The organism is Kribbella sp. NBC_01505, from assembly GCF_045040285.1.
Classification (GTDB): Bacteria; Actinomycetota; Actinomycetes; order Propionibacteriales; family Kribbellaceae; genus Kribbella.
In genome coordinates, this window is sequence record NZ_CP109425.1 from 9,242,603 (window position 1) to 9,260,529 (window position 17,927).

Here is a 17,927-nt window from a genome sequence, read left to right on the forward strand (position 1 = left end):
GCTCATCGGTCGAGCAGGCGGCTGATTCCGTAGTCGAAGCGGGCGTCGAAGGTGTCGTCGAGCAGCGTGGCGACACCGAGCTTGGCCAAGGCCGGGTAGTCACCGGTTTCGAGAAGCTCGGGCAGATCGCCGTGCGGATTGTCCGTCGGCGTCTGCTCCTCCTGGGTCAGGCCGAGCGTCAGGTAGACGATCGACCAGCACAGCCGGGCCGCGTCGGCCTCTGAGTAGCCGGCGGCCAGGAGACCGCCGACGATCACCTCGGCGACCCGCAGGGTCTTGCCGGTGCCGGTGAAGGTGCCCGCGACCAGGCGGCCGCCGTCGCGGTGCCGCAGCATCGCGGCGCGGTACCGGTTGGCGACCAGCCGCACCCGCTCGACCGGATCGGCCGGCAGGTTGTCGATCCGGACCTCGCCGATGATCGTGTCCGCCATCGTGTCGATCAGGGCCTGTTTGGTCTTGACCTGCCAGCTCACCGAGTTGAGGTGCACGTCCAGCTTCCGCGCCACCGCGCGCAGGGAGAGCCGCTCCAGGCCCTCGTCCTCCAGCGTGGCGAACGCGGCCGCGATCACATCGTCCAGGTTCAGACGCATTCTGCTCCGTTCAGACTCCGAAGGCTGCTTGGGAGACATCATCCCAGGCTTCCCACTCGGCCAGGCGAGCGGCGTACTCGTTCTTGATCACCGGCAGCGGCCCCGGACCGAAGAAGATCCGCAGCGGCGGCTCCTCCGCGTCGACGACCTTCAGAATCGCCCCGCGGGTCGCGCTCGGGTCGCCGCGCTTGCCGGCCGGGCGCTGCATCCCGGCCCGGACCTCTTCGTACGCCGCCAACTGGTCGGCGTGGACCGCGGACGGACCGGCCCAGTCGGTGGCATACCCGGCCGGCTCGACCAGCGTCACCTTGATCCCGAACGCCTTCACCTCGGCGGCCAGACTGGCGGTGAAGCCCTCGAGCGCGAACTTCGACGCGTTGTAGAGGCCGAGGCCGGGCAGCGAGAACACGCCGGCGATCGACGACACCTGCACGATGTGACCGTTGCCCTGGGCCCGCAACTGCGGCAGCACCGCCTGGGTCACCCACAACGCGCCGAACAGGTTCACCTCGAGCTGGTCGCGCGCCTCCTGCTCGCTCACCTCCTCGACCATGCCGAACAGGCCGTACCCGGCGTTGTTCACCACGACATCGATCCGCCCGAAGTGCTCGATGACCTGCGCGACCGCCGCATTCACGGCCGCGCGGTCGGTGACGTCGATCTGCAGCGGCAGGACAGCGTCGTCGTACTTGCTGACCAGCTCGTCGAACGCGCCCGCCGTCCGGCTGAGCGCAGCCACCCGGTCACCCCGCTCGAGCGCGGCCTCGGTCCACTCGCGGCCGAAGCCCTTCGACGCACCGGTGATCAGCCAAACCTTCATGATCCACTCCTTACTTGTTCACTGACCAAGTTCTGGTTCCAGTAATACTTGGTCAGTGAACAAGAGTCAAGCCCAGGGCAGCACCTTGCCATGGCGGAGGAGCTGGCCGTAGTGATCCGGGTCGGCTGGGTCGAGGGCCAGATCGAGCAGCGGTACGGCGGCCTCGGCCGGGGTCGGCGCTGTGCTCACGTCCCACCAGAGGGCCGAAGTGGGGGTGTTCATCATGCCGGGGCAGACGGCGGCCAGGAGGATGCCGCGGGCAACGTCTTCGTCCCGGCGGAGGGTGGCCAAGGTGCGGACAGCGGCGACCTGGGCGATCTTGGACGGGATGTTGACGAAGCCCGGCCACGCGGTCGCGCGCGCGGTTCCGTCCTTGACCAGGTCCCGCCAGGCAGCCACCTGGTCGTCGACCTCATCCAGGTCGGCGAGGTTGTCGAAGTGGTGATGGAGGACGGGTGCCAGGTAGTGCAGCGTACCGAGGGAACTGGCCACCACCAGCAGCCGGCCGTTGTCCCGCAGAAGCGGTGCAAAAGCGCGTAGGAGTCTGGTAGTGCCGAAGTTGTTCACCTGCGTGTAAGCGTCCACGATCGCGCGCGAGTCGTCGTCGGGGCCGACCCGCATCACGGCGTTCCCGAACACGATGTCGACGCCACCGTGCCGTTCCTTCAATTGGGCGGCGAGATTCTCGGTGGCGCCCGGGGAGCCGACATCCAGCAGTTCGGCGCGGATCCGCGCACCCCCGCTCGGCATGGTCGCCACGGCGGCGGTGACGCGGTCGATGTCGCGGCCGGTCAGATAGACGGTGTCCTCAGGGCCGAGGCGGGCGGCGAGCCCCTCGACCAGCGCCAGCCCCAGTCCCTGGGTGGCGCCGGTGACGAGTGCGATGGTCATGAGGCCACCAGACTCTCGGACAGGTCCCACAGCCGGACGGCGTTCGCCGGGTCCAGGGCGTAGCGAGCTACTCCCTGCAGGGGCGGCGCGTCGCCACGTCGGTCGATGGTCGCGGCCTCGTTGCAGTCGGCGAAGTAGCGCCCGCCAATGCCTTCGAGCAGAGGTGCCGTGGCCAGCAGGACCGAGGTCGCCGCGCCTTGCTCGACAGACTTCATCAGCTCGGGTGGAGTGGTACCGCTGCCGCGCCCGTTGGTGTGCCGCTGCAGGTTGGTGAAGATCCCGCCGGGCATCAGGGCGTTCGCGGTGATGCCGTCGGCGGCCCAGCGCCGCGTCGCTTCGACCGCGAACAGCACGTTTGCGGTCTTGGACTGCCCGTAGGCCAGCCACGGGTCGTACGGCCGGAACGCGAAGTTCACGTCGTCGAAGACGACCGGCGAGATCTGGTGGCCGGACGAGCTGACGACGACAATCCGAGCCGCACCATCGGCCGCCAGCGCATCATGCAGGCCTGTGGCCAGAGCGAAGTGACCAAGGTGATTGGTGGCGAACTGCAGCTCCCACCCCTGCGGCGTATAGGTCTCGGGCGACGCCATCACCCCGGCGTTGTTCACCAGGATGTGCAGCGGACCGTCCCACTCGGCGGTGAACGCGGCGACCGAAGCGGGATCGGTCAGATCGAGCGGTACGACGCGCAACGCCGTACTGCCGGTGGTCGCGCTGATGTCCTTCGCAGCCCGCTCCCCAGCCTCGAGGTCGCGAACGGCCAGCGTGACCTCGGCACCCGTGGCCGCGAGGGCGCGCGCCGTCTCGACCCCGAGGCCGGAAGCGGCACCGGTGACCACTGCGCGACGCCCGGAGAGATCGATGCCAGCGGCAACTTCAGCCGCCGTGCTGCTGAATCCGAACGATGTCTGAATGAGATTCATACCTTCAAGCTAGGCCGCACCAGGCCATGCCACCAGCGAAAGTCTCGCAAGTATGGTATGCGTAAACGTCATGACCTTCACCGATGCGTCGCTGACCGCGCTGCGGGTGTTCCGCGAGGTGGCCGAGCGCGGCACGCTCACCGCCGCGGCCACCGCGCTCGGCTACACCCAGTCCGCCGTCTCCCGCCAGATCGCTTCCCTGGAACGCGCCGCGGGTACGGCGTTGCTCGAGCGCCGCCACGACGGCGTACGGCTGACTCCGGCCGGTCGCATCGTCGTACGGCGGGCTGCCGCCGCGATCGATCAGGTAGACGCAGCCGCTCGCGAGCTGGCCGGGATTCCGGAAGAACAAGGCACCGTCCGGCTCGGGTGGTTCGCGACCGCGGGCGTCTGGCTGGTCCCGCGCGCCCTGGCCGCACTCCGCGAGACGCATCCAGGCATCACGGTGATCAGCCGCGAAGGCAGCACGCCAGCACTCATCCGGGCACTCCGCGCCGGGACCGTCGACCTCGCGATCCTGGCCTCGGCACCGCCGTTCCGCGCACCCGACACGGAGACGCCGGCATTGGAGGTGCAGACGCTCTCCGAACGCAGTCTCCGGATCGCGGTCCCGAGCACGCATCCGCTAGCTCACGCGGACGTCGTCGACATCGCGGATCTCCGTGGTCAGCAGTGGATCGCCGGTCCGGGCGGCGAGCTGTACATGGGAGTCTGGCCGGGTCTCGACGAGCGCCCGCAGATCGTTCACACCGCCCGCGACTGGCTGGCCAAACTCCATCTCGTCGCCGCCGGTCTCGGCATCACCACCGCCCCGACCGCACTGACGTTCGCGCTCCCGCCCGGCGTCCGGATCATCGCCGTACAAGGCGGTCCGGAGGAGCAGCGCCGGATCCTGCTGGCGCGACTCCCCCGCCGCCCACTACCGGAGCCGATCGCCCGGCTGTCCGCAGCGATTCGGGCGGTTGCGAGCGACCATGGCTAGCTGACCTTCTGGGACAGGTGCGCGCGCAGGAAGTCGACGACGCGGACCAGCAACTCCTTGCTCGTCCAGACCGCCGGGTGCTCGGACAGCATGCCGTGGCCGGCGCCGCGCACGACGTACCGGGTGCTTTCGATGCCTGCGGCAAGCAATGCCTGGTGCAAGATCGCGGTCTGGGCCGGCGGGATCATCCGATCGTCGTCACCGTGCAGCAGCAGGAACGGCGGGGTCTGGGCGGTGATGCGGGTCGCCGGATTCCCCTGCGCGAAGTCGGGAACGTAGGCCGGGATCGCGGCCGGGACCTCGATGTCGAAGCCGTCGGAAAGTTTGCTGAGGTCGGAGGCTCCGAAGAGGCTGACCGCGGCGGCGAACTCCTGGTCCGGCTCGGTCGCGGCCATCGACGCCAGGTAGCCGCCGGCCGATTCACCCCAGACCGCGAGCCGCGTCAGGTCGAGGTGGTACTCGGCCGCCTGAGCGCGCAGGAAGGCCAGTGCGGCAGCGACATCCGCGAGCCCCTCCCGATAGGTCGCGCCGTTGGACGTGGTCCGGTAGTCGATGCTGGCAACCGCGAACCCGGCCTCGGCGACATACCCGCGCTGCTTCGCAGCCATCTGGCGACGCGCGGCGACGAAGCCGCCACCGGGTAGGTAGAGCACGACCGGATGCGGGCCGGGGCCCGGCGGAACCAGGAGATCCATCCGGAGCTTGCCTGCGTACCTGATGCCCTTGGTGGAGCGCGCGGTCCGGCTCGGGCGGACCTGTACGGCGGGGTCCGGGTCGATCACGATGCTGTCCGGGTCGTGGTCGGGCGCGGCGACGCTGGACAGGCGGAGCTTCGCGAGCTTGGTGAGCAGCAGCAGGGTGAGGTTCATGCCAGCGTCCTTTCGACGATGGGTCGCCACGGCCGGGCGAAGAGCAACGCGACCGCGGCGAGCACCAGCGCGGCAAGCATCAAGACGGACATGGTGCCGACTGTGCCACCGCCGAGCGGACTCGTCAGCGCTCCGAACAAATATGACCCGGTCCCCGACAACGCGGCGGCAGCGCCCGCGCGGGAGCGGCCGATGGTTTGAGCGATGGTCGAGACCGAGGGGAAGGTGCCGCCGATACCGAACAGCACGACGGCGAGACAGATCCAGGTTCCGGCCAGGGTCGGTGCGGTGGTGGCCTGGATCGCCAGCGCGAGTGCGCCCAGTACTGCGATGCCGATATAGCCGGCCAGCAGCCGCGGCGTCGGGACCCGCCTCGAGGTGATTCCGAAGGCGATGTTCGCGATCAGCATCACGCCGGCGTTCGAGGCGAACACCAGCCCGTACTGCGCCGCCGACAGACCGAACGTGTCCTGGAAGACGAACGTCGAGCTGCCGATGTACATGAACATCGCCCCCGCGGCGAAGGCCAGCGTCAGGACGTAACCGGCGAACGGGCGGCCGCGAAGCAGGGAACCCATCGTGGTGAAGGTGGACGCGATCCCGGTCGTGGCCCGCCGCTCGGGCGGCAAGGACTCCGGCACCTGGAGCAGAACCACGGTGCACAACGCGACTCCGAGTACGGCGAGCACCCAGAAGACCGCGCGCCAACCGCCGGCCGTGACGATCAGCCCACCGAGCATCGGGCCGAGGACCGGCGCGACCCCGAGGATCATCGACTGGATCGAGAAGTAGAACGGCAACCGCGGACCGGCGAAGCGATCGGTCAGGATCGCCCGCGCGAGGACCGTCCCGGCGGCTCCGGCGCATCCCTGCAGGAACCTTCCCGCGAGCAGCAGCGGCATCGAGGGGACGAGAGCGCAGACGGCCGACAGTACGGCGAAGAGCGCCGTACCGGGGATCAGCAGGCGGCGCCGGCCGAGCCGGTCACTGATCGGCCCGATCACCAGCTGGCCGACCACCAGCCCGAACAGGAACACGCTCATCGACAACTGGACGACCGACGACTTCGCACCCAGCTCGCGCCCCAGCTCGGGGAACCCCGGCACATTCATGTCGATCGCGAACGGCGCCACCGCCGTCAGCGAACTCAGAATGCCGATCAGCACGATCGGCCGCCGTACCCCCACGGCATCGGTCCCGGTCATCACCATGACAATAACGTAACCGATCGTCAACCAGTTAACAATGTAATCTTGGCGCGCAGCCAGTGGTGCAGCGGGTCCTGATCGAGGCGCGGATGCCAGATCAGGCCGTAGCTGAAACCGTTCAGCTCGGCCGGCGCCTCGGCGAGCCGCAGCCGCTGGTCGTCGGCGTACCGGACAGCGAGGCGGCGCGGCAGGGTGGCGATGAAGCGGGAGCCGGGGAGCGCAGCGGCGACCGCACTGAAATAAGGGACCCGGAGGGCCGAGGGCGGCTGGACGCCGAGCTCGGCCAACCGCCGTTCGAGAATCATCGCCTCCTCGGCGAGGAAGACCGCGCCGGCCTGCGGGTACGTCGCCAGGTCGTCCAGCGTGACGCGCCGCACTGGATGATCAGCCGCCAGAAGGCAGACGAAGTCCTCGTCGAGCAGCCGCAACCAGCTCAGATTGGCAGCCGGCCGGAAGGGAACGAAGGCCGTGTCCACCCGCCCGTGCTCGACATCGGCGACGGTGTTCGGCGACAACGCCTCCATGGCCAGCGACAGGCTGGGCGCCTCCTGGAAGATCGCGCCGAACAGCGCCTCGCCGTACAGGAGGGTGACGTAGTCGCTGCAGCTCAGCCGGACGAGGTCGGTCGCGGCGGCCGCGTCGAACGGCGGCCGGCCCAGCGCGTGGATCCGTGGCATCAGGTACTCAAGCTCCCGCTTGACGATCCGTGCGCGCGGAGTCAGCTCATAGGTGTTGGCGGTGCGCACCAGGAGCTCATCCCCCAGCGCCCGGCGCAGCCTGGCCAGCGCGCGACTCATCGCCGACTGGGTCAGCTGCACCCGCGCAGCCGCCCGGGAGACGTGCCGCTCCTCGAGCAGGGCTTCCAGCGGAATCAGCAGATTCAGGTCCAGCTCACTGGTATGCACACCATGCATGCTACTGATACCAACCAGTCGTTGGACTCATTCCCTGGGCGGTTGAACACTCAAATGGTGAACAACTCAGTGGAACGACTTCTCGACGGACTCGGCGGCCGCGACGCCGTCCTCGCGGCCCGCACCCAACGCACCACGGCGACCGGCCGGCGGCTGCATCCCGGCTGGGGCGCGACGCCCGAGCAGCCGGAACTCGTGGCTGAATTCCAGTTCGACCTGACCGAGGATCTCACTGACCCCCGGTACGAACTGACGCTGACCGGCCCGACCCACCTCGTCCCGGTCGAGCTGTCCTACACCGAGACCAGCGACGGTACGACGGGTTGGCTGACCGGCGTCGACTTCATGTTCGACCCGCGCCCGGTGGATCGCGCCATCCCCGCCTGGCGGGTCGCCGCCCGGCAACGGCACCTCGACCTCACGTCGGTACTGCGGCTCGCCCGGCAGGCGATCGCCGGTCCGGTCACGTCGCCCGCGGACGGCGTACTGGTACTCGAGGAATCCGGCATCACGCTGCACCTTGCCGACGACGGCACGATCGCCACGGTCAGCGTGATCGAGGACCACTCCCCCAAGGGTGACTCGACCGTCGAGATCCACTTCAGCCGGTACGGCGCGGTCGGCCGGCTGCGCTTGCCGTACCGGATGGAGATCACGGTCGACGGTGTCACCGTGCACGAGGAGACGCGGTTCCGGATGACCGTCGACGACGCGGAAGCGACGTACGCGATCAAGGAACCCGGTGCGCAGGCGGACGCCGAGCAACTGGCCTTCGCCCGGCGCTCGACCGAGTGGATCATGACCTACGTGCTGTCCGGGGTCCGGTTCTACTTCGACCTGCAGACCGCGCCGGTGCGGACCCTCGACGTCGCTCCCGGCGTGAAGGTGGTCGTCGGTCCGAGCCACAACATTCTCGTCGTGGAGCTGCCCGATCACATCGCCACCGTGGATGCGCCGATGTACTCGCGCTACACCAGCGCGGCGCTCGACGCGGTCCGGAACGCCTTCCCTGGCAAGGCGTTGCGGTACGCGGTCGCGACCCACTTCCACTACGACCACATCGGCGGAATCCGCGAATTCGTTGCGGAGGGCAACGTCACGGTGGTCTCGGGCACCCGGAGCGTCGGGTTCTTCGAGCAGATCCTGCGCACGGATCACACGATCACACCCGATCGGCTGCAGCAGTCGCCGGTGCCGATCGACGTCCGGGGTGTCGAGGACAAACTCGTGCTGCCGATGGCCGACGGCGGCAACCTGGAGATCCACCGCATCGTCACCGATCACTCCGAGGACACGCTGATCGCTTATGCGAGCGGGCCGAAGGTGCTGTTCGTCTCGGACCTCTGGAGCGCCACTCCGACAATGCCCGAGCCCTACTCGTACCGCGGCCGGCTCGCCGTTCAGCTGGTCGACGCCGTGACAGCACTTGGCCTCGAGGTCGAGACGGTCGCGACCGGTCACAACGGCGCCGGCGAGACCACGACAGCGCCGTACGAGTATCTGCTCCGGGTCGCGGGTGTGGCGGTGCCGACAAACGGTTGACCCGCGACCGTGTCGCATGCGGAGATGAGCCCGCCTGTCCCGGAGGGGGACGTTCAACCGCTCGGCATCATCGCGCTGAAGCGGACCGCGGCCGGCTCCGCGCCGACCGCGGCCACGCTGCACTGCCCTAGCTGAAGCTCACCAGGTACCGCCGGTAGGCGTACTCCGTGATGAAAGGCGGCAACGTCTCACGGAGTGCGCCGAACCTGCGAAGTTCCGACAACCAAGAAGGGCCTATTTGCTAACTTTGCCAATGCCAGTCTTCGCAAGAACGGGGTAACTTGGCGTAGTGGACAGGGTGTTTGCCGGCGGGCGGCTGAAGCGGTTGCGGCAGGACCGCGGCATGAGCCAGGTCGACCTGGCCCGGGTCCTGGCGATCTCTGCCAGCTACCTGAACCAGATCGAGCACGACAGCCGGCCGCTGACCGTCACCGTGCTGGTCCGGCTGACCGAGGTCTTCGGGATCGACGCGACCTTCTTCGCGCCGCAGGACTCCGCCCGCCAGCTCGCTGAGCTGCGCGAGGCGCTCCCCAGCCGTCCCGGCGGAGCACCGGTTCCGGCGGCGGATCTGCAGGAGCTGGCCGGTTCGATGCCGGAGGTCGCCGAGGCCGTGATCGCGTTGTACCGGCGGCATCGCGGGCTCGAGGAGCACCTGGAGACGCTCACCGACAGCCGGACGGCGTCACCGACCGACGCCAGCCCACATGAGCTGGTCCGCGACTTCTTCTACCGGCACCAGAACTACTTCGACACCCTCGACCGTGCGGCCGAGGCGTCAGCGAAGGAGATCGGCACCCGGCGCGGCGAAGTACGGCGTCGGCTGCGCGACCACCTGAGCGAGAAGCACGGCATCCGGATCGCGCAACGCTCCATGGACGATCCCGCCGACACGAATGATCTGCACCACTATGCCCGGGCCGAGCGGACGCTGTACTTCTCCTCACACCTGCAGGCCGGTCAGCAGGCATTCCGGATGGCGACCCAGCTCGCGTTCCTCGAGGCCCAACCGCTGATCGACGAGGTGCTGGAGACCGAACCGTGGCCCGATGAGAAGACCCGTCAGCTGGCCCGGATCGGCCTGGCGAATCATTTCGCGGGTGCGTTCATCCTTCCGTACACGCCGTTCTTCCAAGCAGCCGAACGCTTCCGGTACGACGTCGAGCTGCTTGCCGATCACTTCGGGGTGAGCTACGAGACGATCGCGCACCGGCTGAGCACTCTGCAGCGGCCCAGCCTGCGCGGCGTACCGTTCATCTTCGTCCGGGTCGACCGGGCCGGGAACATCTCCAAACGCCAGTCCGCGACCAGCTTCCACTTCTCCCGTAGCGGCGGCACCTGCCCGCTGTGGAACGTGTACGAATCGTTCGCCGCTCCCGGCCGGGTGATCACCCAGGTCGCGGAGATGCCGGACGGGCAACGGTATCTGTGGGTTGCGCGGGCGTTGACCCGTAGTCGTGGCGGCTATGGGCAACCTGCGAAGACCTTCGCGATCGGGCTCGGCTGCGAAGTTCGCCAAGCCGGCCGGCTCGTGTACGCCGACGGCCTGAACCTCGAGGACCGCAGCTCGGCGATGCCGATCGGGCCGGGGTGCCGGACGTGTGAACGACCACGCTGCCCGCAGCGGGCCGCGCCGCCGATCGGGCGCACGCTGAACGTCGACGAGGACCGCAGCACCTTCGTCCCCTATCCGCTGTCGGTGCCGGAACGTCGTACCTGACCCCTGTGCTGTTGCGAATCTTGGCTTTCACAACTTCGCAAATTGGCTCTCTTTCACAACCTTCTGCCTCGGTGCGAATCTCAGTGCATTCGCACCGGCTGAAGGGATCCACCAGTGATCGAGCACGACGTCCGCGTCCACCCCAGCAGTGACCGTCTGGCCCGGACGGACCAGCTCGCCTGGAAGCTCGCGGAGGTCGCCGCCGATCCGGTCGAGGTGACGGCGGACGTGGCCGACATGGTGATCAACCGGATCATCGACAACGCCTCCGTGGCCGTCGCCTCGGTGAACCGGCAGCCGGTGGTCGCGGCCCGCGGCCAGGCGCTCGCACACCCGCACGCTCGCGGCGCGGCCGTGATCGGTACGGCGGCCGACGTACGGGTCTCGCCGGAGTGGGCAGCGTGGGCCAACGGGGCCGCCGTCCGGGAGCTCGACTACCACGACACGTTCCTCGCGGCGGACTACTCGCATCCCGGTGACAATATTCCGCCGCTGCTCGCGGTCGCCCAGCACGTAGGGGCCGACGGCAAGCAGTTGCTCCGGGCGATCGCGACGGCGTACGAGGTGCAGGTCGCTCTCGTGACCGGGATCTGCCTGCATGAACACAAGATCGACCACGTCGCGCACCTCGGGCCGTCGGTCGCGGCCGGGCTCGGGACGCTGCTCGGGACATCGCCGGAGATCACTTTCCAGGCGATCGGGCAGGCGCTGCACACGACGACAGCCACGCGGCAGTCGCGCAAGGGCGAGATCTCCAGCTGGAAGGCGTACGCGCCGGCCTTCGCCGGGAAGGCCGCGATCGAGGCGATGGACCGCGCGCTCCGCGGCGAAGGCGCGCCGACCCCGATCTACGAGGGCGAGGACGGCTTCATCGCGTGGCTGCTGAGCGGCCCGGGAGCGTCGTACACGGTGCCGTTGCCCGCGCCCGGTGAGGCGAAGGCCGCGATCCTGCGGACCTACACCAAGGAGCACTCCGCGGAGTACCAGAGCCAGGCGCTGATCGACCTCGCCCGCCGGATGCGCGGACGGATCGCCGACCTGAACCAGATCGAGTCGATCCTGATCCGGACCAGCCACCACACCCACTACGTGATCGGCACCGGCGCGAACGACCCGCAGAAGCTCGACCCGAAGGCGAGCCGCGAGACGCTCGACCACTCGATCATGTACATCTTCGCCGTCGCGCTCCAGGACGGCAGCTGGCACCACGTCGATTCGTACGCCGCCGAGCGTGCGAACCGCCCGGACACCATCGACCTGTGGCATCGCGTCCGCACGGTCGAGGACCCGACCTGGACCGAGCGCTACCACGCGGCTGAACCCGAGTTCGGCGGTCGGGTCGAGATCACGCTGAAGGACGGCACGGTGGTCGCCGACGAACTCGGTGTCGCTGATGCGCACCCGCGCGGCGCGCGACCGTTTGCCCGGAGCAACTACCTCACCAAGTTCCGCCGGCTCGCGACCGGGGTGGTGTCCGAGCCCGAGCGGCGCCGGTTCACCGACCTCGTCCAGCGCCTGCCCGAGCTGACCGCCGCCGAGGTCCGCGACCTCACCATCACCGCCGACGAGGTCAAGCTCGCCGACGCACCGGAAGGACTCTTCTGATGACAGCGGCCGAACGACGGGCGCTGCTGCGCTCCGGTCTGGCATCGGGGAACCTGCTCCGTTTCCCGGGAGCGTTCACGCCGATCACCGCCCGGCTGATCGAGGAGCGCGGCTTCGATGGTGTCTACATCTCCGGTGCCGTGCTGGCTGCCCAGCGCGGGCTGCCTGACATCGGGCTGACCACCCTGACCGAGGTGGCCGAGGACGGCCGGAACATCACCTCGGCCACGACGCTGCCGACGCTGATCGACGCCGACACCGGCTTCGGCGAACCGATGAATGTCGCCCGCACCATCCAGAGCCTCGAGGCCGCCGGTTTGTCCGGGTGCCATCTCGAGGACCAGGTCAACCCCAAGCGCTGCGGTCACCTCGACGGCAAGTCCGTGGTCGAGCCGGCCGAGATGATCCGTCGGGTCCGGGCCGCGGTCGAGGCACGGACTGATCCGAACTTCGTGATCGGCGCCCGCACCGATGCGCGCTCACTCGAAGGGCTCGAGGCGGCGATCGAGCGGGCCAAGGCGTACGTCGACGCCGGTGCCGATCTGATCTTCCCCGAGGCACTCGAGACCGTGCAGGAGTTCGAGACCTTCCGCGCCGCGGTCGGCGTACCGGTGCTGGCGAACATGACCGAGTTCGGCAAGAGCAAGCTCTTCACCGCCACCGAACTGGCCGACGCCGGCGTCAGCATCGTCATCTACCCAGTGACGCTGATGCGGGTCGCGCTCGGCGCGATCGAGGGCGCGCTCGACTCGATCGCAGCCGACGGAACCCAGGCCAAGCTCGTGCCGGACATGCAGACCCGCACCCGGCTCTACGAAGTGCTGCGGTACGCCGAGTACAGCCGCTTCGACTCGGACATCTTCAACTTCGACATCCCGCAGGAGAACTCATGACTGACATCTTCAGAGGCCTGGCCGGGGTCGTCGTCGACACCACCACGATCTCGATGGTGAACCAGGAGACGAACTCGCTCACGTATCGCGGGTACCCGGTCCAGGAGCTGTGTGAGTCCTGCAGTTTCGAGGAGGTCGCGTGGCTGTTGTGGCACGGCGAGCTGCCGACCGCCAACCAGCTCGCGGGATTCAAGCTGATCGAGCGCAACCGCCGTACCCTCGGCCGCAACGTCACCGGCGCGCTGTCCCGGCTCCCCCAGGACTGCCACCCGATGGACGTCCTGCGCACTGCGATCAGCTACCTCGGCGCCGACGACCCGACCGAGGGCCTGGACGACCGCGACCACAACCTGGCGAAGTCGATCGACATGTTCGCCAAGCTGCCGACGATCGTCGCGTACGAGCAGCGTCGCCGCCGCGGCCTGGACCCGATCCTGCCGGACGCGAACCTCGGGTACGCCGAGAACTTCCTGCACATGTGCTTCGGCGAGATCCCGCCGGCCGAGCAGGTGCGCGCGTTCGAGGTCTCGATGATCCTGTACGCCGAACACAGCTTCAACGCGTCGACCTTCACCGCTCGTGTCGTCACCTCGACGCTGTCCGACATCTACAGCGCGGTCACCGCGGCGATCGGCGCCCTCAAGGGCCCGCTGCACGGCGGCGCGAACGAGGCCGTCATGCACCTGCTCGCCGAGATCGGCGACGCGGAGAACGTCGAGCCCTGGCTGAAGCAGGCCTTCGCAGACAAGCGCAAGATCATGGGCTTCGGGCACCGCGTCTACAAGAACGGCGACTCCCGCGTCCCGACCATGACCGCAGAGCTCCGCGAACTCACCAATGACGGTAAGTCCGCCGACCTGCTGGCAACGTACGACGCGTTGGCGGCCGCCATGTTGCGGGACAAGAACATCCACCCGAACCTCGACTACCCGACCGGACCCGTCTACCACCTGATGGGCTTCGACATCCCGATCTTCACCCCGCTGTTCGTGATGAGCCGAATCACCGGCTGGACCGCGCACATCATGGAGCAACTCGAGTCGAACGCCCTCATCCGCCCCCTCAGCAGCTACGTCGGCGTCGAGCAACGCAAGGTCCCAACCCTTGCCGGCTGATCAGCGGTGGGTGAACTTTGCTGGGCGCTTCTCGACGAAGGCGGTCATTCCTTCGGTGCGGTCGTCGAAAGCGAAGGTGGCGTGGAAGGTGCGGCGTTCGAACAGCAAGCCTTCGGTGAGGGTTGTTTCGAAGGCTCGGTTCACCGCTTCCTTCGCCACGTAGAGGGCGGGTAGCGACATTTCGGCGATCTTCGAGGCGACAGCTGCTGCTTCTTCCAGCAAGGTGTCCGCCGGTACGACGCGGGAGACCAGGCCGGCGCGTTCTGCTTCTTCGGCGTCGATGGTGCGGCCGGTGAGGATGAGGTCCATCGCCTTGGCCTTGCCGATCGCCCGGGTGAGCCGTTGCGAACCGCCGATGCCGGGGATCACTCCGAGGGTGATCTCCGGCTGACCGAATTTGGCGTTGTCGGCGGCGATCAACAGGTCGCACATCATCGCCAGCTCGCATCCACCGCCCAGCGCGTAACCGCTCACGGCCGCGATCAACGGCGTACGGACTGCGGCCAGCCGGTCCCAGGCGGTGAACCAGTCCGACAGGAACATGTCCTGGTACGACTGGGCCTGCATCTCCTTGATGTCGGCCCCGGCCGCGAACGCCCGCTCGGAGCCGGTGATCACGATCGCGCCGACGCCCTGGTCCCGATCGAGCTCGGTCGCCGCGTCCACGACCTCGTTCATCAGTACGGCGTTCAGCGCGTTCAGCGCCTTCGGCCGGTTCAGCGTGATCGTCGCCGTCCGCCCGTCACGGGTGACCAGGATCGTCTCGTAGTCGGTCATGAGGCCTCCCGGATCTCGTTGATGATGGCCGAGAAGTCCAGCGCCGAACCGTTGCCATCGGCAAATTCCCGGAACAGTCCAGCAGCGAGCGCTCCGAGCGCGGCCGCCGTACCGGTTCCTTCGGCCGCCTCCATCGCGAGCCCGAGGTCCTTGGCCATCAGCGGTGCAGCGAAGCCCGGCTGGTACTCGCGGTTCGCGGGGCTGGTGGGGACCGGGCCCGGAACCGGGCAGTTCGTGGTCAGTGCCCAGCACTGACCGGACGCCGTCGACGTCACATCGAAGAGTGCCTGGTGGGTCAGCCCCAGCTTCTCCCCCAGCACGAACGCCTCGCTGACCCCGATCATCGAGATGCCCAGGATCAGGTTGTTGCAGATCTTCGCGGCCTGCCCGGCGCCCGGGTCGCCACAGTGCACGATCCGCCCGGCCATCGGCTCGAGAACCTCCCGAACCGCCTCCAGGTCCTCAGGCCGAGCGCCAACCATCAGCGTCAGCGTCCCGGCAGTCGCGCCGACCACTCCGCCAGAGACCGGCGCGTCGAGAGCCCGGTGCCCAGAGGCGACGACCAGCTCGGCGGCAGCCCGTGCATCCGCCACCGCGATCGTCGAACAGTCGACGAACAGCGCGCCGGACGGCGTCGCAGCCAGCAGACCGTCTTCGCCCTGGTAGACGTCGAGCACATGCTTGCCACTTGGCAGCATCGTGAGCACGACCTGAGCCTCCGCCACCGCCGCGGCGGCCGACTCAGCCACCTCGATTCCGGCCTCCGAAGCCGTCGCGCGCGCGGCGGGGACCGGGTCGAAGCCGGTGACCCGGTAGCCGGCCTTGACGAGGTTGGCGGCCATCGGACCGCCCATGTTTCCAAGGCCGATGAAGGCAACGACAGTCACGGGGCACTCTCCTCAGTCAGGCGGAGCTCGTCATCGCCGAGACCGGCGAAGTAGGCGGCGACGGAGTCGTCGGTGACACCGTCGAGAGTCGCCGGGGACCACTGCGGATCGCGGTCCTTGTCGATCACCTGCGCCCGCACGCCCTCGATGAAGTCGTGCGAACCGTGGAAGCGCACCGACAGCCGATACTCCTGCTCAAGAGCCGCCGGCAACGACGGCAGATCCGCCGCGGACCGGAGCGCGCGCAGCGTCACCTTGAGCGAGGTCGGCGACTTCGTCAGCAGCGCAGCCGCGGTCTCCCGAGCCGCCGGTACGTCGGAATCCGCCAGCCGGCTGTGGATCTTGATCAGGTCATCGCCTTCGTACGCCAGGTCGATCCATTCCCGATCGCCGACCAGCCCGGACTCCGGCGCCGGCTCGGCGAACTCGGCGACGACGGCCGCAGCGTCCTGATTCGCCAGTGCTGCAAGGAGATCCGGCAACCGGTCACTCGGCACGTACGAGTCAGCGAGACCGACCGCGATCGCGTCCCCCGCCCGTACCGATCCGGCCGTCAGCGCCAGGTGTGTGCCCAGCTCCCCCGGCGCGCGCGACAGCAGATAGGTGCCGCCGACATCGGGGAAGAAGCCGATCCCGGTCTCCGGCATGCCGATCTTCGACCGCTCGGTGACGACCCGGATGCTCGCGTGCGCGGACAGTCCGATCCCGCCGCCGAGCACGATGCCGTCCATCACCGCGACGAACGGCTTCGGGTACTCCGCGATCTCCGCGTCCAGCCGGTATTCGTCGGCCCAGAACTCGGTCGACGCCGTACCGCCGGCGATCCCGTCGTGGTAGATCGAGACGATGTCCCCACCCGCACACAACCCACGCTCACCACTGCCGGTCAGGACAACGGTCTGTACGGCGGGGTCAGCGGCCCACTCGTCGAGAACCCGGCGGATGATCGTGACCATCTCGTGCGTGAGGGCGTTGATGGACTTCGGCCGGTTCAGCACCAGGTGACCGGCGTGACCGTCGATGTAAGTCAGTACCGGGGATTCCTCTGTGGTGGTCACGCGGCCTCCTCGACGAGGGCCCGCCCGATGATCAGTCGCATGATCTCGTTGGTTCCTTCCAGGATCTGGTGCACGCGCAGGTCACGCACGACCTTCTCGATACCGTATTCACTCAGGTAGCCGTAGCCGCCGTGGAGTTGCAGCGCCGAGTTCGCGACTGTGAACGCCGTGTCGGTGACGAACCGTTTCGCCATCGCGCACACCTTCGCCGCGTCGGCAGCTTGGCTGTCGAGCACACCCGCCGCGTGGTACAGGAGGCAGCGGGCGGCACTCAGCTCGGTGTCCATATCCGCGAGCTGGAACAGCAACGCCTGCTGGGATACGAGCGGCGCACCGAACGCCGACCGCGTCTGCAGATAGCGGGTCGCTTGCTCGAGCGCCCACTGCGCACCGCCCAGCGAACATGCGGCGATGTTGAGCCGGCCGCCGTTCAGACCGCGCATCGCGATCCCGAACCCGTCGCCCTCTTCGCCGAGCCGCTGATCCAGCGGGACGCGGACTCCTTCGAGGATGACCTGCCGGGTGGGCTGAGCGTTCCAGCCCATCTTGCGTTCGTTCGCACCGAACGACAGGCCCGGCGCATCCCCCGGAACGATGAAGGCCGTGATCCCGCGCGGGCCCGGTACGCCGGTTCGCGCCATCACGACGTAGACGCTGGAGGATCCGGCGCCGGAGATGAACTGCTTGACCCCGTCGAGCACGTAGGCATCGCCGTCGCGGCGCGCGGTGGTGCGTAGCGCACCGGCGTCCGAACCGGCCTCGGGCTCGGTCAGGCAGTAGCTGCCGAGGTCCTCCATCGCGGTCATGCCCGGGACCCAGCGCTCGCGCTGCCCGGCCGTGCCGGCCTTGTCGATCATCGAGGTGACCATGTTGTGGATCGACACGTAGGCAGCGATCGAGGTGTCGCCGCGGGACAGCTCCTCGAAGATGGTCACCGCCTCGCGCCGGCCGAGACCGGACCCGCCGACGTCCTCGGCGACGCAGATACCACCGAGGCCGAGGTCACCGGCCCGGCGCAGCACGTCGACCGGGAAGTGCTTGTCCTGATCCCACTGGACGGCGTACGGCGCGAGCTCGCTCTCGGCGAACTTCCGCACCGACGCCGCAATGGCTTGCAGTTCCTCAGTCATCGA

17 protein-coding genes are annotated in these 17,927 nt (G+C 68.4%); 6 read left to right on the forward strand and 11 right to left on the reverse strand.

Annotated features, from left to right (window positions below):
* Positions 1-2 precede the first annotated feature (2 nt).
* From OG474_RS43060 to OG474_RS43075, 4 genes are all read right to left on the reverse strand, one after another.
* Complete coding sequence (locus OG474_RS43060; protein WP_405059462.1) at positions 3-590, reverse strand: TetR/AcrR family transcriptional regulator C-terminal domain-containing protein; 588 nt, start codon at positions 588-590, stop codon at positions 3-5.
* 10 nt (positions 591-600) lie between these two features.
* Entirely contained in the window at positions 601-1,410 is an 810-nt protein-coding gene (locus OG474_RS43065; protein WP_405059463.1) for an SDR family NAD(P)-dependent oxidoreductase, read from the reverse strand.
* 66 nt (positions 1,411-1,476) lie between these two features.
* The gene (locus tag OG474_RS43070) at positions 1,477-2,301 is read right to left on the reverse strand and encodes an SDR family NAD(P)-dependent oxidoreductase (protein ID WP_405059464.1); all 825 of its coding nucleotides are present in this window, start codon (positions 2,299-2,301) and stop codon (positions 1,477-1,479) included.
* Complete coding sequence (locus OG474_RS43075) at positions 2,298-3,227, reverse strand: SDR family NAD(P)-dependent oxidoreductase (RefSeq protein ID WP_405059465.1); 930 nt, start codon at positions 3,225-3,227, stop codon at positions 2,298-2,300. Before OG474_RS43075 ends, OG474_RS43070 begins: the two co-directional genes overlap by 4 nt.
* Positions 3,228-3,297: 70 nt before the next feature.
* On the opposite strand from OG474_RS43075, the gene OG474_RS43080 reads away from it, so the two are divergent.
* The gene (locus tag OG474_RS43080) at positions 3,298-4,209 is read left to right on the forward strand and encodes a LysR family transcriptional regulator (RefSeq protein WP_405059466.1); all 912 of its coding nucleotides are present in this window, start codon (positions 3,298-3,300) and stop codon (positions 4,207-4,209) included.
* Here the strand turns inward: OG474_RS43080 and OG474_RS43085 are convergent.
* Genes OG474_RS43085 through OG474_RS43095 form a run of 3 tightly spaced genes read right to left on the reverse strand, consistent with a single transcriptional unit; the run spans position 4,206 to position 7,191 of the window.
* Complete coding sequence (locus tag OG474_RS43085; protein WP_405059467.1) at positions 4,206-5,078, reverse strand: prolyl oligopeptidase family serine peptidase; 873 nt, start codon at positions 5,076-5,078, stop codon at positions 4,206-4,208. The two genes, OG474_RS43080 and OG474_RS43085, sit on opposite strands and share 4 nt — an antisense overlap.
* Positions 5,075-6,283, reverse strand: coding sequence for a multidrug effflux MFS transporter (locus OG474_RS43090; RefSeq protein ID WP_405059468.1), 1,209 nt, complete (start codon positions 6,281-6,283; stop codon positions 5,075-5,077). The genes OG474_RS43085 and OG474_RS43090 overlap by 4 nt, the downstream gene beginning before the upstream one ends.
* Positions 6,284-6,309: 26 nt before the next feature.
* Positions 6,310-7,191: a LysR family transcriptional regulator gene (locus OG474_RS43095; protein ID WP_405059469.1), complete on the reverse strand. Its 882-nt coding sequence runs from the start codon at positions 7,189-7,191 to the stop codon at positions 6,310-6,312.
* Between the two features lie 66 nt (positions 7,192-7,257).
* Here OG474_RS43095 and OG474_RS43100 point away from each other — a divergent pair, with 66 nt between their 5' ends.
* The 5 genes from OG474_RS43100 (at position 7,258) to OG474_RS43120 (ending at position 14,072) form a co-directional block, all read left to right on the forward strand.
* On the forward strand, positions 7,258-8,742 hold the full coding sequence (locus OG474_RS43100) for an MBL fold metallo-hydrolase (protein WP_405059470.1): 1,485 nt from the start codon (positions 7,258-7,260) through the stop codon (positions 8,740-8,742).
* 289 nt (positions 8,743-9,031) lie between these two features.
* On the forward strand, positions 9,032-10,459 hold the full coding sequence (locus OG474_RS43105) for a short-chain fatty acyl-CoA regulator family protein (protein WP_405059471.1): 1,428 nt from the start codon (positions 9,032-9,034) through the stop codon (positions 10,457-10,459).
* 114 nt (positions 10,460-10,573) lie between these two features.
* Positions 10,574-12,064, forward strand: a complete 1,491-nt coding sequence (locus OG474_RS43110; RefSeq protein WP_405059472.1) for an MmgE/PrpD family protein — start codon at positions 10,574-10,576, stop codon at positions 12,062-12,064.
* Positions 12,064-12,957 carry a methylisocitrate lyase gene (prpB, locus tag OG474_RS43115; protein ID WP_405059473.1) on the forward strand — a complete coding sequence of 298 codons (894 nt, stop codon included), beginning with the start codon at positions 12,064-12,066 and terminating at the stop codon, positions 12,955-12,957. Before OG474_RS43110 ends, prpB begins: the two co-directional genes overlap by 1 nt.
* Positions 12,954-14,072 carry a bifunctional 2-methylcitrate synthase/citrate synthase gene (locus OG474_RS43120; protein WP_405059474.1) on the forward strand — a complete coding sequence of 373 codons (1,119 nt, stop codon included), beginning with the start codon at positions 12,954-12,956 and terminating at the stop codon, positions 14,070-14,072. Before prpB ends, OG474_RS43120 begins: the two co-directional genes overlap by 4 nt.
* On the opposite strand, the gene OG474_RS43125 is transcribed toward OG474_RS43120, so the two are convergent.
* Genes OG474_RS43125 through OG474_RS43140 form a run of 4 tightly spaced genes read right to left on the reverse strand, consistent with a single transcriptional unit; the run spans position 14,073 to position 17,924 of the window.
* Positions 14,073-14,849 (reverse strand): enoyl-CoA hydratase, encoded by a 777-nt coding sequence (locus tag OG474_RS43125; RefSeq protein WP_405059475.1) that lies wholly within the window; start codon positions 14,847-14,849, stop codon positions 14,073-14,075.
* Complete coding sequence (mmsB, locus tag OG474_RS43130; protein ID WP_405059476.1) at positions 14,846-15,736, reverse strand: 3-hydroxyisobutyrate dehydrogenase; 891 nt, start codon at positions 15,734-15,736, stop codon at positions 14,846-14,848. The genes OG474_RS43125 and mmsB overlap by 4 nt, the downstream gene beginning before the upstream one ends.
* A complete protein-coding gene (locus OG474_RS43135) occupies positions 15,733-16,794 on the reverse strand; it encodes an enoyl-CoA hydratase/isomerase family protein (RefSeq protein ID WP_405059477.1) in 1,062 nt (353 codons plus the stop codon). Before OG474_RS43135 ends, mmsB begins: the two co-directional genes overlap by 4 nt.
* Positions 16,791-17,924, reverse strand: coding sequence for an acyl-CoA dehydrogenase family protein (locus OG474_RS43140; RefSeq protein ID WP_405059478.1), 1,134 nt, complete (start codon positions 17,922-17,924; stop codon positions 16,791-16,793). The genes OG474_RS43135 and OG474_RS43140 overlap by 4 nt, the downstream gene beginning before the upstream one ends.
* Positions 17,925-17,927: the final 3 nt, after the last annotated feature.

What these genes read in the sequence shown, in the direction of transcription:
- OG474_RS43065 (WP_405059463.1), bottom strand. Translation starts at nt 1,410, where the DNA reads ATGAAGGTTTGGCTGATCACCGGTGCGTCGAAGGGCTTCGGCCGCGAG.
- OG474_RS43085 (WP_405059467.1), bottom strand. Translation starts at nt 5,078, where the DNA reads ATGAACCTCACCCTGCTGCTGCTCACCAAGCTCGCGAAGCTCCGCCTG.
- prpB (WP_405059473.1), top strand. Translation starts at nt 12,064, where the DNA reads ATGACAGCGGCCGAACGACGGGCGCTGCTGCGCTCCGGTCTGGCATCG.
- OG474_RS43125 (WP_405059475.1), bottom strand. Translation starts at nt 14,849, where the DNA reads ATGACCGACTACGAGACGATCCTGGTCACCCGTGACGGGCGGACGGCG.
- OG474_RS43060 (WP_405059462.1), bottom strand. Translation starts at nt 590, where the DNA reads ATGCGTCTGAACCTGGACGATGTGATCGCGGCCGCGTTCGCCACGCTG.
- OG474_RS43080 (WP_405059466.1), top strand. Translation starts at nt 3,298, where the DNA reads ATGACCTTCACCGATGCGTCGCTGACCGCGCTGCGGGTGTTCCGCGAG.
- OG474_RS43070 (WP_405059464.1), bottom strand. Translation starts at nt 2,301, where the DNA reads ATGACCATCGCACTCGTCACCGGCGCCACCCAGGGACTGGGGCTGGCG.
- OG474_RS43120 (WP_405059474.1), top strand. Translation starts at nt 12,954, where the DNA reads ATGACTGACATCTTCAGAGGCCTGGCCGGGGTCGTCGTCGACACCACC.
- OG474_RS43140 (WP_405059478.1), bottom strand. Translation starts at nt 17,924, where the DNA reads ATGACTGAGGAACTGCAAGCCATTGCGGCGTCGGTGCGGAAGTTCGCC.
- OG474_RS43090 (WP_405059468.1), bottom strand. Translation starts at nt 6,283, where the DNA reads ATGACCGGGACCGATGCCGTGGGGGTACGGCGGCCGATCGTGCTGATC.
- OG474_RS43075 (WP_405059465.1), bottom strand. Translation starts at nt 3,227, where the DNA reads ATGAATCTCATTCAGACATCGTTCGGATTCAGCAGCACGGCGGCTGAA.